Origin of the sequence: Herminiimonas sp. CN (assembly GCF_000622895.1) — a bacterium.
GTDB lineage: Bacteria > Pseudomonadota > Gammaproteobacteria > Burkholderiales > Burkholderiaceae_D > AVCC01.
Window position 1 is genome coordinate 1 of sequence record NZ_AVCC01000075.1, and the last position, 15,335, is coordinate 15,335.

Sequence of the window (15,335 nt, forward strand, 5' to 3'; positions counted from 1 at the left end):
ATCGGGTCTTGCATTCATTGGCAAGTTGCTGGCCTGCCTTGGCATTCAACAGCATGGATTTGGCCGGGATCTGGATCCACACGTGGCCGCTGTCCGCATCTTCGTAGCGCAGCGCACCGGTGGAAGTGGAAACCGCCTGCAGCGGATACGAGCGCCCTTTCCAGGCCAGGTTGATCGCGTTCGGCCGCTGCGCATCGGCACTGACTTGCACCCGGTTACCCAGTTCGCACTGGAAATTGCCGGCAATCAAAGCTGGACCGGCCGGCGCTGCCGGTACTGTCGGTGCTGCCGCCACTGGCGCCGCTGGCTTGCTTTCCGACAGCGGCATCTTCGATGCGCAAGCCGCCAAAGCAGCGGTGAAAATCAGGGTCGATGTCAGTTTCAGGGCAATCATGCTGTTCTCCAGTACCAATGCGCGCCGGCCGGATTGACTAGCGTTCGCCGATAGGTACGAATTCTAAATCGTCCGGACCGACATAATTGGCTGAAGGGCGAATAATCTTGTTATCGATGCGCTGTTCGATGATGTGCGCAGCCCAGCCGGAGGTGCGGGCGATCACGAACAGCGGCGTAAACATCGCTGTCGGCACCCCCATCATGTGATACGACACGGCCGAGAACCAGTCCAGGTTCGGAAACATCTTCTTGACTTCCCACATCACGGACTCCAGCCGCTCGGCAATGTCGAACATCGCGGTCGAACCGGCTTCGACGGAGAGCTTGTGCGCAACCTCCTTGATGACCTGGTTGCGCGGATCGGATACGGTGTATACCGGATGGCCGAAACCGATCACGACTTCCTTGTTTTCGACCCGCGTCCGAATGTCTGCTTCTGCTTCGTCAGGATTGCCGTAGCGCTTCTGGATGTCGAACGCCGCTTCATTGGCGCCGCCGTGTTTCGGCCCGCGCAAGGCGCCGATTGCGCCGGTAATGGCGGAATAGATGTCGGAACCGGTGCCGGCGATCACGCGACTGGTGAAGGTGGACGCATTGAATTCATGCTCCGCGTACAGGATCAGCGAGGTGTGCATCGCTTTTTCCCACGATGCGGTTGGCTTTTCGCCGTGCAGCAGGTGCAGGAAATGGCCGCCGATCGAATCGTCGTCGGTTTCGACCTCAATGCGCTTGCCATTGGTGCTGAAGTGGTACCAGTACAGCAACATCGAACCCAATGACGCCATCAGGCGGTCGGCGATGTCGCGTGCGCCGGGCGTATTGTGATCGTCCTTTTCCGGCAGCGTGCAGCCCAGCGCCGAGACGCCGGTGCGCATCACGTCCATCGGATGCGATGCGGCAGGCAGCGCCTCAAGTGCGGCCTTGACGCTGGCCGGCAGGCCGCGCAGGGCTTTCAGCTTGGCTTTATAACCCTTCAGTTCAGCTACGGTCGGCAGCTTGCCGTGCACCAGCAGGTAAGCAATTTCCTCGAATTCGCAGCGATCGGCCACATCCAGGATGTCATAACCGCGATAGTGCAGATCGTTGCCGGTCTTGCCGACCGAACACAGCGCGGTATTGCCGGCAGTCACGCCGGACAGCGCGACGGATTTTTTAGGTTTGAAACTTGCTACTTGCGATTCGCTCATTTTTGGTCTCCTAACGGGAAAGATTCATATTCAGTAGTGCAAATTTCTTACTTTTTCTGCGCCGCAAACAAGGCATCCAGATGCTGCTCGAATTTGTGGTAATTGATGCGGTCGTACAGTTCCATCCGGGTCTGCATGGTGTCGACCACGTTCTTCTGGGTGCCGTCGCGGCGAATCGCTGTGTAGACGTTTTCGGCCGCCTTGTTCATCGCCCGGAAGGCCGACAGCGGGTACAGCACCAGGCCGACATCGGCCGATCGCAATTCCTCCACCGTAAACAGCGGGGTGGCGCCGAATTCGGTGATGTTGGCCAGCACCGGCACCTTGACCGCGGCGGCAAACTGCTGGTACATCGCCAACTCGGTAATCGCTTCCGGAAAGATCATGTCGGCACCGGCTTCGACGCAGGCGATCGCACGCTCCAGCGCCGACTCCAGCCCTTCGACCGCCAGCGCATCGGTGCGCGCCATGATCACGAAATTCTCGTCGGTGCGGGCATCGACCGCAGCCTTGATGCGGTCCACCATTTCCTGCTTGCTGACGATCTCCTTGTTGGGGCGATGGCCGCAACGCTTGGCGCCGACCTGGTCCTCGATATGGATTGCGGCCGCGCCGAACTTGATCATCGATTTCACGGTGCGCGCGACATTGAATGCGCTGGAGCCGAAACCGGTATCGACATCGACCAGCAATGGCAGGTCGCAGACGTCGGTAATGCGGCGCACGTCGGTCAGCACATCGTCCAGATTCGAGATGCCAAGGTCGGGCAAGCCGAGCGAACCGGCCGCGACGCCGCCGCCGGACAGGTAAATGGCCTTGAAGCCGGCGCGCTTGGCCAGCAGCGCGTGGTTGGCATTGATCGCACCGATCACTTGCAATGGGGACTCTTCTTGGATCGCCTTGCGGAAGGCGGCACCTGCGGAATACAAACTCATGTCTTCACCTTGTCTGTTGAGAGGTTTCACTGACGCTAACTGCCGACTGTATTGCAATTGCCATGCCAACCTGATGTAAAGACCCGGACGGGAGCATGAAGAAATTAAAAACACCTTGTAATTCATCGGCTTAAGAAGCCTGCAGCGGAACGCGCAGCGATAGGCGATTACTTGATACGCAGCGATTTCGTTTCAATTTACGTTACAATAATCGTCATATACGAAACATTGAAACATCATTGGAACACAACTGAAACATGCACCCGAATCCGAACGCCCGCGATCAGCACGACGGCAGCAAGGAAAAACCCGTGATCTGGACCGTATCCGTATCGCGCCTGTCCGACCTGTTTCGCGACATCACGCTGGAATACGACGACCGCGCCACCATCGAGCCGATCGATCTCGGCTTTGAGGATGCGGCGCGCCACATCCGCGAACGCATGGCAACCGAGCGCTGCGACGCGGTGATTGCCGCCGGCTCCAACGGCGCCTACCTGAAAAGCCGGCTGTCGGTGCCGGTGGTAATCGCCAAGGCCAGCGGCTTCGACGTGATGCAGGCGCTGTCGCGCGCGCGCAATATCTCGCCCGACATCGGCATCGTCACCTATCAGAGCACGATGCCGGCGCTGAAGGAATTCCAGCACGCATTCGGCTTCCGGATCGCCCAGCGCCACTATGCAACCGAGGAAGACGCCCGGGCCCAGATCAATGAACTCAAGACCGCCGGCATCAAGGCCATCGTCGGCGCCGGACTGATCACCGATCTGGCCGAAGAAGCCGGACTGGCTGCAGTCTTCGTGTATTCGGCCGCATCGATCCGGCAAGCATTCGACGATGCGCTGGAAATCGCCAAACTGACGCAACTGGAATCGCAGCGCGGGCGCAGCACGCGGGTGGCCGCGAGTATGACCGATGCGTTGCGCGCCAAACACAGCATCACCGATTTGCGCGGCGAATCAAGCGCGATGGAAGCATTGCGGCAAACCGTGGTGCTGTACGCCAGGTCTCCCGCCACCGTGCTGATCCAGGGCGAAACCGGTACCGGCAAGGAACTGGTGGCGCAGGCGATCCACCGCGAAAATCCGCGCATGGCAGCCGGCAACCGGCCGTTTGTGGCGGTCAATTGCGGCGCGATCGCGGAATCGCTGCTGGAGTCCGAGCTGTTCGGCTACGAGGAAGGGGCATTCACCGGCTCGCGCCGCGGCGGCCACGCCGGCCTGTTCGAGGCGGCCCATCGCGGTACCCTGTTCCTGGATGAAATCGGCGAAATGCCGCTGACGCTGCAAACCCGGCTGCTGCGGGTTCTGGAAGAACGCGAGATCGTGCGCGTCGGCGGCACCCGGCCGATTCCGGTCGATGTGCGCATCATCAGCGCCACCCATTGCGACCTGGAGGAACGCATCCGCAGCGGGCGCTTTCGGGCCGACCTGTTTTACCGGCTGGCGGTGCTGCGCCTGACGCTGCCGCCGCTGCGCGAGCGCGGCGAAGACCTGGTCGAGCTGGCGGTATGGTGGCTGAAAAACGCGCTGGCGGCGCTCGGCGCCCGCCCGCACCCGAATTTGCAGGCGGAAATCAATGCCTGCACGCCGCTGCTGCAAGCCTATGACTGGCCTGGCAACGTGCGCGAACTGCGCAACCTGATGGAGCGTCTGGCGCTGTTTCTGGCTGCCGAGCCGCTGCAGGCGATCTCGCCCGGCTTCGTGCTGAAGGCGGCGCCGGAACTGATGCCGGGATTGACTGCAGAAGTGCCGCACTCGCCTGCAGCCGAAAACAACACAACGCGAACGCCGGCCGAGAGCATCGGTCAAATCCTGGCCCGCTTCGGCGGCAACCGCGCCGCCGCCGCGAAACACCTCGGCATCAGCCGCACCACGCTGTGGCGCAAGAGCAGGCAAGGCCAGTGATGCCGCCGGCATTGAAATATACTCACTCCAGCGTATTTCAAACACGCAATATTTCATGGGTATGACAACATGTTTTTTGCCATACCCCGTAAAATTTATGTTGTTCTTACGGCTTTATTGAGCGGCAATCGGCTCCGAACCGATCGACCTCAAATTTCAACCTGGGTGCCGAGTTCGATGACGCGGTTGGCCGGGATGCGGTAGTAGTCGGCGGCGTCGCGGGCGTTGCGCGACATGCCGGCGAACAGCTGTTCGCGCCACATGGACATGCCGGAGCCGGGTGTGGCGATGACGTTCTGTCGGGCGATGAAGAACGAGGTTTCCATCATGTTGAAATCGAACGCGTATTGCTTCGACAATTCCAGCGCCTTCGGGATATCGGTTTCATCCTTGAAACCGTAATGTACATCCACCTGATAGCAGTTGTGTCCGAGGTCGTGCAGCTGGATGCGCTCGGCGAACGGCACCCACGGCACATTGTGCTGGTACACGGTCAGGAACACCACCCGCTCGTGCAGCACCTTGTTGTGCGACAGGTTATGCAGCATCGCGTGCGGCACCCCGTCGCCCGGACCGCGCATGAAGATCGCCACGCCCGGCACCCGCAGCGGCGGCGCGGCAAACAGCGAAGCCAGAAAATCCTCCAGCGGGATCGCATGTTTTTCCAAATTGGCGCGCACCAGTTCGCGCCCGTGCTTCCAGGTCGCCATCACGGTGAACATGATCGTGCCCAGCAACAGCGGGAACCAGCCGCCGTGCAATATCTTGAGCACGTTGGCTGAAAAGAACGCAAAATCAATCATGAAGAAAATCCCGGTCGCCGCAATGCACAGCGCGAGATTGTATTTCCAGCCGAAACGGATAACGAAGAAGGTCAGCACCGTGGTCGCCATCATGGTGCCGGTCACCGCGATACCATAAGCAGCGGCCAGGTTGGAAGACGAACCGAAGGCTATCACGGCCATCGCGACCGCCGCCCACTGCGACCAATTGACAACAGGGATGTAGATTTGGCCGATTTCCTTTTCCGAGGTGAAGATGATTTTCATGCGCGGCAAGAAACCCAGCGAAATCGCTTGCTTGGTCATCGAATACGTGCCTGAAATCGTCGCTTGCGAGGCGATGATGGTGGCAACGGTCGACAGGCCAATCAGCGGGTAGACGCTCCATGCGCCCAATTGCTGGAAAAACGGATTGGAAATCGCATCGGGATGGCTCATCAACAAACTACCCTGCCCCAGATAATTCAGCGCCAGTGCCGGAAACGTGATGAAAAACCATGCCATGCGCACCGGCTTGCGGCCAAAATGCCCCATATCGGCATACAGTGCTTCGGCCCCGGTCAGGGTCAATACCACCGCGCCCAATGCAATGAAAGCGATCCAACGGTTCTGGATCATGAACTGAAGCGCATGCACAGGATTCAATGCGGCAAGAATTTGCGGTGCTGCGATGATGTTGACGATGCCCATGCCAGCCAGGGTGACGAACCAGATCAGCATGATCGGTCCAAACCATTGGCCGATACCGGCCGTACCATGTTTTTGTACCGCGTACAACAAAGTCAACAATACCAGCGTCAATGGAACCACATACGGCTTGAAAGCCGGCGTGGCCACCTCCAGCCCCTCTATCGCGGACAGCACCGAAATTGCCGGCGTGATAATGCCATCGCCAAAAAACAGCGCAGCGCCGAATAGACCGATCACCAGCAATGGAAAATACGAGCGTGAGGTCTTACCCACAGAAGACAGGGCCAGCGCCAGCAGCGCCATGATACCGCCCTCGCCGTGGTTGTCCGCACGCAATATAAGGGTCACGTATTTGATGGAAACGACGGCTGTCAGACTCCAGAAAATCAGGGAAACCACCCCCAGCAGATTGGCTTGAGTCAATATCAAACCATGCTCCGGCGAAAACACCTCTTTCATTGCATACAAGGGGCTGGTGCCGATATCGCCATAGACGATGCCGACTGCAGCCAGAGTCAATGCCGCCAGACTGCTTTTATTCTGATGTTGTTCTGATGCCAATTGGACACCCAAAGGTTGGTTATGCTGCGTCGCAGCGTATTTGATGCCATTCCAAAAGGCAAGAGCAATTCCTGCAATTCAGGCATTTATTTCCCGTTTATTTCCGCTTCCCGGACATCGATCTGCGCTAAGTTTCCAACTGGAAATAAAAAGGGCGACTACCCGGACAATGCTGCTGCCTCAGCCAGTCGGATTCCGGTATTTCGACTGAAGCACGTCGCTCCGCCATCGGCAGGCGGCTTACTTCTTACTATCCTCCCGGCAAGCCGACACCAACCGCCCTAAAGTGCTCAAAGCTACTTCCGCACGCTGGTCCCACGCATGCCCATAATTCAGCCGCAAGCAGTTAGTGAACCCGCGTTGCGCCGAAAACATGGGGCCGGGCGCCATGCTGATCCCCATGGACAGCGCCTGCCGGTGAATTTCGAGAGTGTTGACCTTGCCCGGCAACTCGATCCAGAGGAAATATCCGCCATTGGGGCGGGTTGCCTTGGTTCCGGGCGGAAAATGGCGCACTACGGCTTGCATCACCGCAGCTTGTTGAACCGATAAGGTATGCCGCAACTGGCGCAGGTGCCTGTCGTAGCCGCCCTTCCCCAGATAATCCGCAAGCGCGGCTTGCGCCGGCGCGGAAGCCGACAGGGTGGTGGTGAGCTTGAGCCGGGCCACCGCCTGGGCATAGCGTCCGGGCGCCGCCCATCCGACCCGATAGCCGGGAGCAAGGCATTTCGAGAACGATGAACAATGCAGCACCAAACCTTTGGTATCAAAGGCTTTCGCCGGCACCGGACGCTTGCTGCCGAAATACAGTTCGCCGTAGACATCGTCTTCTATCAGCGGCACGTCATGCCGGGTCAGCAACTCGACCAGTGCGCGCTTTTTCTCATCCGGCATCAGGCTGCCGAGAGGATTCTGGAAATTGGTCATCAGCCAGCACGCCTTGGGCCGGTGGCGCTGCAGCGCAATGGCCAGCGCGTCGAGCTCGATTCCCTCGCGCGGATGGGTCGGCACCTCTATCGCTTGCAAACCCAGGCGCTCGAGCGATTGCAATGCGCCATAGAAAGTCGGCGACTCGATAATGACAGCATCGCCAGGCCGGGTGACCGCCAGCAAGCATAGATTCAGCGCATCGAGCGCGCCGTTGGTAATAATGATTTCATCGGTATGCACATGCAAGCCATCGACCAGATACCGCAAGGCGATCTGGCGCCGCAACGATGCATTGCCCGGTGTCAGGTCGTCAACCGTGCTCCATGGATCCATTTTCTGTATCGCCGACACCATCGACCGCCCGAGTCGCGCCAAGGGAAACAGCAGAGGGCTCGGAAATGCCGATCCAAACGGCACGACATCGCGCGTCCTGGTCGACTCGAGTATGTCGAATACCAGCTGGCTAACGTCGACCGGGGTCGAGTCCCCTCCTGGACGAGATGCGAATTCAGGCTCCGGTGGCAAGGTCTTGGTGCCGGCAATGACAAAGTAACCGGACCGTTCGCGCGCACGAATCAGGCCGCGCGCTTCCAGCAGGTAGTACGCTTCAAATACGGTAGAGGGGCTGACGCCGCGGCTGGCGCTGGCCTGACGCACCGAAGGCAGCCGGTCGCCCAGTTTCAATACGCTGGTTCGAATCGCTTGGGCGATATCTTCGGCCAGAGCCTCATAGCGTTTCATGTGCCGCTTTCATTGTTTATCAGTATCGCGTTCCAGGCGAACAGTATGATTGCGCGCCTTCATTGTGAGTCTGCTCCGGGGAATCGCCACTATACACATTTGCCCTGTTTTCATGCATGACGATAAGTTTCGACTGCGTTTAAAGTGAAGCGCCATCACAAATTGATCTGGTTTTCTAAAAATATCTGAGTCTGTGCCTTTGCCTATACATCCTCTACATTATTGTTAATATCAGTCCGGCGATTGCCGTGTTCGGCACCGGCATCCTCTACCCGTTTTTCAAAAGCAAGGAAGACAGCGACGTCATGATGAATACCGTCGCGCCGGTCTGGGACGGCAATGAGACCTGGCTGGTGCTGGGAGGAACCGGTCTGCTGGCCGCTTTTCCGGTGGCGTATGTAGTCGTGCTCAGCGCACTCTATCTGCCGCTGGTACTGATGCTGGTCGGATTGATCTTTCGCGGGGGCGCGTTCGAATTCCGTTTCAAGGCGCGCGAGCACGAGCGGCATTTCTGGGACAAGGCGTTCATCGGCGGTTCGTTCGCGGCCACCTTTTTCCAGGGCGTCGCGCTGGGCGCATACATCCGCGGCATCCCGGTTTCAAACCGAGCTTACGCTGGCGGTCCGCTTGACTGGATATCGCCGTCTTCCATCTTCACCGGCGTCGGCCTGGTGGTCGCGTTCGCCCTGCTCGGCAGTACCTGGCTGATCATGAAAACCGAGGGCAGCCTGCAGCAGCGCGCCTACCGCATCACGCGCTGGCTGGCGTAGATACTGCTGGCCGTGATCGCCGTGATCAGCATCTGGACGCCGCTTGCCGATGACAGGATCGCACAGCGCTGGTTCAGTTTCCCCCACTTGCTGTGGTTCGCACCGGTGCCCCTGCTGGTCGTGGCGGGCACCTGTATGCTGGTACACTGCGTAGCCAGGAAAGCGCAGGTCGCACCATTCCTGTTTACGCTGGCGCTGATATTCCTAGGTTACAGCGGCCTGGGTATCAGCTTGTGGCCAAACATCATTCCGCCTTCGATTTCGATCTGGGAGGCATCCTCGCCGCCGCAAAGCCAGGGATTCACGCTGGTCGGCGCATTGCTGATCATTCCGATTATTCTTGCCTATACCATTTGGGCATACTACGTCTTTCACGGTAAGGTTAGGCATGGCGAGGGCTATCATTGATGGAGCCGGATCAGCACAATCCGTGGTGGAAAAAGCTGGGCTGGCTGCTTTTCATCTGGGCTGCCAGCGTGGCTGCGCTGGGTTTGGGCACCTACGGCATGCGGCTGTTCATGAGGGCGGCAGGCTTGACGGCTTGAGGCTGCCCACCGCATATTTCGATCAACCCGTTACAAGTTTTCTAAAATGAGCCAATTCTGGAGTCCCGTGGTAAGCGGTCTTACCCCTTACGTGCCGGGCGAGCAGCCCAAGCTGCCGAACCTGACCAAACTGAACACGAACGAAAATCCTTACGGGCCGTCGCCCAGGGTATTGGATGCCATCCGGTCGGCGACCGCCGATACGCTGCGGCTGTATCCTGATCCCAGCGCCAGCGCTCTGAAACAGACGCTGGCCGATTACCATGGGGTCGATCCGGCCGAAGTCTTCGTCGGCAACGGTTCCGACGAAGTGCTGGCGCTTGCGTTCATGGCTTTGCTCAAGCATGAAGCGCCGCTGCTGTTCCCCGATATCACTTACAGCTTTTATCCGGTCTATTGCAAGCTCTACGGTATCGAATACCGGCAGGTTGCGCTGGACCGCAACATGGCGATTCGTCCTGACGACTATCGGCAAGCCTGCGGCGGGATCATCTTTCCGAACCCGAATGCACCGACCGGCATCGCCCTGCCGTCGGCCACGATCGAAATGCTGCTGGCCCAGCATCCGGATGTGGTTGTGGTGGTGGATGAAGCCTATATCGATTTCGGCGGCGAAAGCGTGATCCCGCTGATCCGCCGTTATCCGAATCTGCTGGTGGTGCAGACCTTGTCCAAGTCGCGCTCATTGGCCGGATTGCGGGTCGGATTGGCGATCGGGCAGCCGGAACTGATCGAAGCACTGGAGCGCGTCAAGAACAGCTTCAACTCTTATCCGCTGGACCGGCTGGCGATGGCCGGCGCCATTGCTTCCTACGAAGATGAAGCGTATTTCCAGAAAACCTGCAGCGCCATCGTCGAAAATCGGGAGAAGCTGGTGCAGCAGCTGCACACGCTGGGATTTCAGGTCTTGCCGTCCAGCGCCAATTTCATCTTCGCCAGCCATCCATCGCATGACGCCGCCCGGCTGGCTGCCGGTTTGCGCGAACGCGCGATCATCGTGCGCCACTTCGACCAGCCGCGCATCCGCCAATACCTGCGCATCAGCGTCGGCAACCCGGCCGAATGCGCGGCACTGATGGGAGCGCTGGCAGAACTGGTGCGCGGTTAAGTTACTTGCCGAAAAAGGCCGTTAGCACCAGCGCCGCCGGAGCAAACGCGATGAAAATTCGCAGCATCACGGCAATGAAAGGGTGCGCCTGGTGCGACTCGATGAAATATCGCGCCACCAGAGTCCCTTTAATCCAGATGATTAGCGCGACCAGTAGCGGCATCCAGGGCGCGTGCCCGAATCGGTTCCCCATAATCAGGCTCACCGCGGTAAGCGCCAGCAGGCCCAGCCAGGGCAGAACCAGGGAGGACATGTTTTCAGTTGTTCTGTTGTTCATGATTCAGGCCAGCACGTAAAACAGCGAAAAAATAATCAGCCAGATGATATCGGTCGCATGCCAGTAGCTGGCCAGCGCTTCCAGACCGTCATGCTGCGCGGCCGAATACGCGTTCGTCGACATGCGCACCAGCACCCAGAGCATGCCGCCGATCCCCCAGCAGGCATGGAGCAGGTGATTCAAGGTCAGGTAGTAATACACGGTATAGAAGATGCCGGCAGTACCGTCGATCCCATGCGCCAGGTTCCAGCCGATTTCATAAAATTTCATCAGCGGATAACCCAGCGCAGTGACGATTGCGGCGATCAGCCAGCGCCGCGAGCGCTGCATGGTTCCCGCGCGCATGGCGAATACGGAGCAGGCGAGAAAGAAACTGCTGGTGACCATCAGCACGGTATTGATTGCACCTGCGGTGGTCCAGATTGCCTCCGGCCCCTTCTTGAATGCCTCCGGATAATTTAGCCGGGCCACGAAATAGACTAGGAACATCAGGGTAAATTCGACAAATTCGCAGGTGATGCCAACCCACATGCCCTTGCTGCCGGGGATGCGGCCGGCACTTCTCGCCGGTGCCTCCGGCATATACGTCGCTTCCATCATCATGCTGTGATACTCCTGTTAAATCCGGTACCGATCATCGAATAATGCCGGCGAAGTCAGCGCGGCACAAAAAAACTTGCTTTTTCTTTCACGCGTACGCTGTCATCGTTGATTGCCTTCAACTCGAAGGCAATCTTGTTTGCACCCGGCGCACCGCTACCGTGCGCAACGCGGACCGTCGCAGGTATCGAACGCGATTCCGCACCCTGAAGCGCCACTTCGTCCGGGGTCGCCAATGCAATGCCATCCATCCCGGATACAACGATCCGGTAGCGGTGTGCGATCTCATCGGTATTCATGACTTGCAAGCGGTAGACATTTTCAATCGCGCCGTTCTCCGCTTCGCGCGCCATGCTGCCGCGATCACGAATCACATTCAGCTTCAGCGGCATGCGCGTCAGAAGCGAGCCCAAGAATGCTACCACTATCGCTGCCAGGATCACGCTATACAACAGTACCCGGGGGCGCAATGCGCGCTGCCTGATTTGCTTGGGCGAGAACTTGTTTTTCAGCGCATTTTCTGTCGTGAAGCGCACCAGCCCGCGCGGCGCGCCGATCTTGTCCATCACGGAATCGCAGGCATCGACGCAAGCAGCGCAGCCGATGCAGTCATATTGCAAGCCGTTGCGGATATCGATGCCGGTCGGGCAGACCTGTACGCACATCGAGCAATCGATGCAAGCGCCTTGCGCTGCCGGTTTCGCCGTCGTCTTGCTGAGGGCGCCGCGCGGCTCGCCACGGGCCTTGTCGTAGCTGACGATCAAGGTATCCCGATCGAACATCGAACTTTGAAAGCGTGCGTAGGGGCACATGTGACGGCAGACTTGCTCGCGCATCCAGCCGGCGTTGCCGTAGGTGGCAAAGCCGTAGAACAGGATCCAGAACGATTGCCACGGTCCGAGCGCCAGCGCCACCACTTCGGCAGCAAGAGTATGGATCGGGGTGAAATAGCCGGCGAAAGTAAAGCCGGTCCACAATCCGATAGCTGCCCAGACCGCATGCTTGGCCGATTTTCTGGCGGATTTGGAAAGCGACCAGGCTTGCTTATCGAGCCGCATGCGGGCGCTGCGCGTGCCTTCGATCTTGCGCTCGACCCACATGAAAATTTCAGTATAGACCGTCTGCGGACAGGAGAAGCCGCACCAGACGCGGCCGGCGACCGCGGTAAAAAGAAAAAGCGCGTAAGCGCAGATAATCAGCAGCAATGCCAGATAAATAAGATCCTGCGGCCACAAGACGACGCCGAACAGGTAAAACTTGCGCGAGCCAAGTTCGAACAGAACCGCTTGCCGCTCATTCCACGACAACCACGGCAACCCATAGAACACCAATTGCGTCAACCATACGCAGGCCCAACGCCAGTTGGTATAGCGGCCTTTCGCCTCGCGTACATAAATATCTTCGCGGGACGCAAACATTTTAATGACTGAAACGGTTGGGGTAGGTTGACTCATTGCTGGTACTCGCTAAATAGCCTTGCGTTATTCATTCCGCCATCGCGGCTTGTCGCCCCTGCTGGCGTTCTCATGCCCGATGACGCTGTTATCTGCGCCGGAACAGAGGCAGCGGCTAATCGACCGCCCCCTGGTACTGCACCGAATAAGGGCTGAAACCCTTTAGCGCATCGTCGATATCCTTATCGGCGCGTACCGCGAACGCGTCAAAACCGCAGCGGAGCATGTAATTGAGCTGATCGCGCAACACGTCGCCGATGGCGCGCAGCTCGCCCTGCCATCCGTAGCGGGTCCGCAGCAGGTAGCCGATGCTATAGCCGCGCCCATCGCGAAACGAGGGGAAATCGACTGCGATGAGGGCGAGCTGGCCGAGCCGGTTTGCATGGGATTCAAAGTCGTCGTCCGCAAGAGCCAGACCGCCGGCAGTGCCGGCGACGCGCCATTGCCGTCAACTCGTCAGGCATGAAAACGGCAGAATTTCCCGTTCGGGGGCGGATGACGATTGCATGTCGCGCACCACGGCCCACGCGTCTTCGACGACCTGAGCCCTGCCATCGATGATCTTGATTACTCTGGACATAAGGAGTCCTCCGTTTGCCCGTACACGGCCGTTTTGAACGGCTCGATACCGACCCGCATCAAGGTATCGGCGAAGGGTTCATCGTGTATCCGCAAGCGGCAAAATGCGCCCACAATTCGCGCCACAACGTCCGGCATCAGTTCAGCCCGAAACGACGGCCCGATCACCTTCCCGAGCGCCGAGCGGTTACCCTGCGCGCCGCCGATGGTGACCTGGTACCACTCCTCGCCATCCTTGTCGACGCCAAGGACGCCGATGTTGCCCATGTGGTGATGGCCGCAAGCGTTGATGCAACCGGAGATATTCAGCGACAGGTCGCCCAGATCAAAAACAAAATCCAGGTCTTCGAAACGCCGGGAAATGGATTCGGCAATCGGCAGTGAGCGCGCGTTGGCGAGGGAGCAGTAATCACCGCCCGGGCAGGCGATGATGTCAGTCAGCAAGCCGCAATTGGGTGTCGCCAGTCCGGCCGCGGTTGCCAGGGCCCAGAGCTGATGGAGATCGCTTTGGCGTATGTCCGGCAGGATCACGTTCTGCTCATGCGCGATGCGCACTTCACCAAAGCCGAAACGCTCCGACCAGGTTGCCATCTGTTCCATCTGATCGGCAGTCACGTCGCCGGGAGGAACGGCAGCGCCGGGCTTGGTCGATAGCGTCACCGCAACGTAACCCGGAACCTTGTGCGGCCGGGTGTTGCGCTTGACCCACTGCGCAAAACGCTTATTTTCCTTGCAATGCCGGTCGAACTCGGAACCATCTGCGGCGGCGCTGTCATAGCGGGCGGCCTTGAAAAACCGGGCCACACGCTCATATTCCTGCTCGGTCAATGTCGCAGGACCGTCCTTCAGATGCTGCCATTCCGCTTCGACTTCCTGCGCAAAAACGTCGGCACCCAGGGCTTTCACAAGAATCTTGATGCGCGCCTTGTACTTGTTGTCGCGGCGGCCATAGCGGTTATACACGCGCAGGACTGCCTCGACATACGACAGCAGATACTGCCACGGCAAATCGTCCCGGATCAGCGAACTGAGAATCGGCGTGCGACCCAGTCCGCCGCCGGCAAAGACCTGCAGCACCTTTGCGCCGGAACCGTTGCTGCGCAGATAGATGCCAACGTCATGCATTCTGACCGCTGCCCGGTCTTCTGCCGATGCCGACAGCGCGATCTTGAACTTGCGCGGCAAGAACGCGAACTCGGGATTCAGCGTAGACCATTGGCGCAGGATTTCGGCCAGCGGGCGCGGATCCAGCACCTCATCTTGCGCGACGCCGGCGAACTGCTCGGTCGTGATATTGCGCACGCAGTTGCCGGATGTCTGGATCGCATGCATCTGCACCGTTGCCAGCTCAGCCAGGATATCGGGCACATCTTCGAGCTCAATCCAGTTGTACTGAATGTTCTGGCGGGTGGTGAAATGGCCGTAGCCGCGGTCATATTTGCGGGCGATACCGGCCAGCATCCGCAGCTGGCGCGCCGACAGCACGCCATACGGAATCGCCACGCGCAGCATGTATGCGTGCTTCTGCAGATACAGGCCGTTCTGCAGGCGCAAGGGCAAAAATTCTTCTTCCGTGAGTGCGCCCGACAAGCGCCGCGCAACCTGATCGCGAAACTCCGCTACGCGCTCGCTGAGCAGCGCCTCGTCATAATCGTCGTACTGATACATGCATTTCCCAATCTCTTTGCTTCATGCAGTAATAGCCGGGAACTCGGGCGATTCAGCTGAATGGCGAGAAACTTGCTGTTTTGATAAAAATATAATTTTACGGGAGCGGCAACCGGCAACAAGAAGGTCGGCGAACCCTGATATCAAATTGTGCGTGCCCGGCAACGGGAAGAACAGAATCAGAAACTAAAAAAAACAAACATAT

General features: G+C 58.8%; 13 protein-coding genes and 2 pseudogenes. 4 read left to right on the top strand and 11 right to left on the bottom strand.

Translation table 11 applies throughout. The features are described from left to right. From HMCN_RS0114050 to prpB, 3 genes are all read right to left on the bottom strand, one after another. Window positions 1-394 (bottom strand): MliC family protein (locus HMCN_RS0114050; protein ID WP_025917984.1); only part of this gene is annotated, 394 nt, incomplete at its 3' end. A gap of 37 nt (window positions 395-431) precedes the next feature. Beyond that, a complete protein-coding gene (prpC, locus tag HMCN_RS0114055) occupies window positions 432-1,583 on the bottom strand; it encodes a 2-methylcitrate synthase (RefSeq protein WP_025917985.1) in 1,152 nt (383 codons plus the stop codon). Window positions 1,584-1,630: 47 nt separating this feature from the next. Beyond that, window positions 1,631-2,518 carry a methylisocitrate lyase gene (gene prpB / locus HMCN_RS0114060; protein ID WP_025917986.1) on the bottom strand — a complete coding sequence of 296 codons (888 nt, stop codon included), beginning with the start codon at window positions 2,516-2,518 and terminating at the stop codon, window positions 1,631-1,633. Between the two features lie 257 nt (window positions 2,519-2,775). Here prpB and prpR point away from each other — a divergent pair, with 257 nt between their 5' ends. Further along, the gene (prpR, locus tag HMCN_RS0114065) at window positions 2,776-4,425 is read left to right on the top strand and encodes a propionate catabolism operon regulatory protein PrpR (protein ID WP_025917987.1); all 1,650 of its coding nucleotides are present in this window, start codon (window positions 2,776-2,778) and stop codon (window positions 4,423-4,425) included. A 149-nt stretch (window positions 4,426-4,574) separates the two neighbouring features. On the opposite strand, the gene HMCN_RS0114070 is transcribed toward prpR, so the two are convergent. Next, the gene (locus HMCN_RS0114070; protein WP_025917988.1) at window positions 4,575-6,458 is read right to left on the bottom strand and encodes a potassium transporter Kup; all 1,884 of its coding nucleotides are present in this window, start codon (window positions 6,456-6,458) and stop codon (window positions 4,575-4,577) included. A gap of 240 nt (window positions 6,459-6,698) precedes the next feature. After that, window positions 6,699-8,129: a PLP-dependent aminotransferase family protein gene (locus tag HMCN_RS0114075; protein ID WP_025917989.1), complete on the bottom strand. Its 1,431-nt coding sequence runs from the start codon at window positions 8,127-8,129 to the stop codon at window positions 6,699-6,701. A 209-nt stretch (window positions 8,130-8,338) separates the two neighbouring features. Between HMCN_RS0114075 and cydB the strand changes: the two are divergent. The 3 genes and pseudogenes from cydB (at window position 8,339) to hisC (ending at window position 10,552) form a co-directional block, all read left to right on the top strand. Next, window positions 8,339-9,307, top strand: a pseudogene (gene cydB, locus HMCN_RS17845) (cytochrome d ubiquinol oxidase subunit II). Further along, entirely contained in the window at window positions 9,307-9,444 is a 138-nt protein-coding gene (locus HMCN_RS17850; RefSeq protein WP_035627237.1) for a DUF2474 domain-containing protein, read from the top strand. Before cydB ends, HMCN_RS17850 begins: the two are co-directional and overlap by 1 nt. 46 nt (window positions 9,445-9,490) lie before the next feature. Then, on the top strand, window positions 9,491-10,552 hold the full coding sequence (hisC, locus tag HMCN_RS0114090) for a histidinol-phosphate transaminase (RefSeq protein ID WP_025917990.1): 1,062 nt from the start codon (window positions 9,491-9,493) through the stop codon (window positions 10,550-10,552). 1 nt (window position 10,553) lies between these two features. On the opposite strand, the gene HMCN_RS17855 is transcribed toward hisC, so the two are convergent. The 6 genes and pseudogenes from HMCN_RS17855 to HMCN_RS0114115 all read right to left on the bottom strand — a co-directional run bounded on the left by HMCN_RS17855 (window position 10,554) and on the right by HMCN_RS0114115 (window position 15,130). Next, entirely contained in the window at window positions 10,554-10,805 is a 252-nt protein-coding gene (locus tag HMCN_RS17855; protein ID WP_202962675.1) for a hypothetical protein, read from the bottom strand. A gap of 27 nt (window positions 10,806-10,832) precedes the next feature. Further along, the gene (locus tag HMCN_RS0114100; protein WP_051567003.1) at window positions 10,833-11,432 is read right to left on the bottom strand and encodes a cytochrome c oxidase subunit 3 family protein; all 600 of its coding nucleotides are present in this window, start codon (window positions 11,430-11,432) and stop codon (window positions 10,833-10,835) included. Window positions 11,433-11,485: 53 nt separating this feature from the next. After that, window positions 11,486-12,883, bottom strand: coding sequence for a cytochrome c oxidase accessory protein CcoG (ccoG, locus tag HMCN_RS0114105; RefSeq protein ID WP_025917992.1), 1,398 nt, complete (start codon window positions 12,881-12,883; stop codon window positions 11,486-11,488). Window positions 12,884-12,998: 115 nt separating this feature from the next. Beyond that, window positions 12,999-13,301: pseudogene (locus tag HMCN_RS20020) on the bottom strand (DUF934 domain-containing protein); the annotation flags it as partial. Between the two features lie 30 nt (window positions 13,302-13,331). After that, window positions 13,332-13,463, bottom strand: a complete 132-nt coding sequence (locus HMCN_RS20140) for a hypothetical protein (protein ID WP_369792155.1) — start codon at window positions 13,461-13,463, stop codon at window positions 13,332-13,334. After that, complete coding sequence (locus HMCN_RS0114115; RefSeq protein WP_025917993.1) at window positions 13,451-15,130, bottom strand: nitrite/sulfite reductase; 1,680 nt, start codon at window positions 15,128-15,130, stop codon at window positions 13,451-13,453. Before HMCN_RS0114115 ends, HMCN_RS20140 begins: the two co-directional genes overlap by 13 nt. Between the last annotated feature and the right edge of the window lie 205 nt (window positions 15,131-15,335).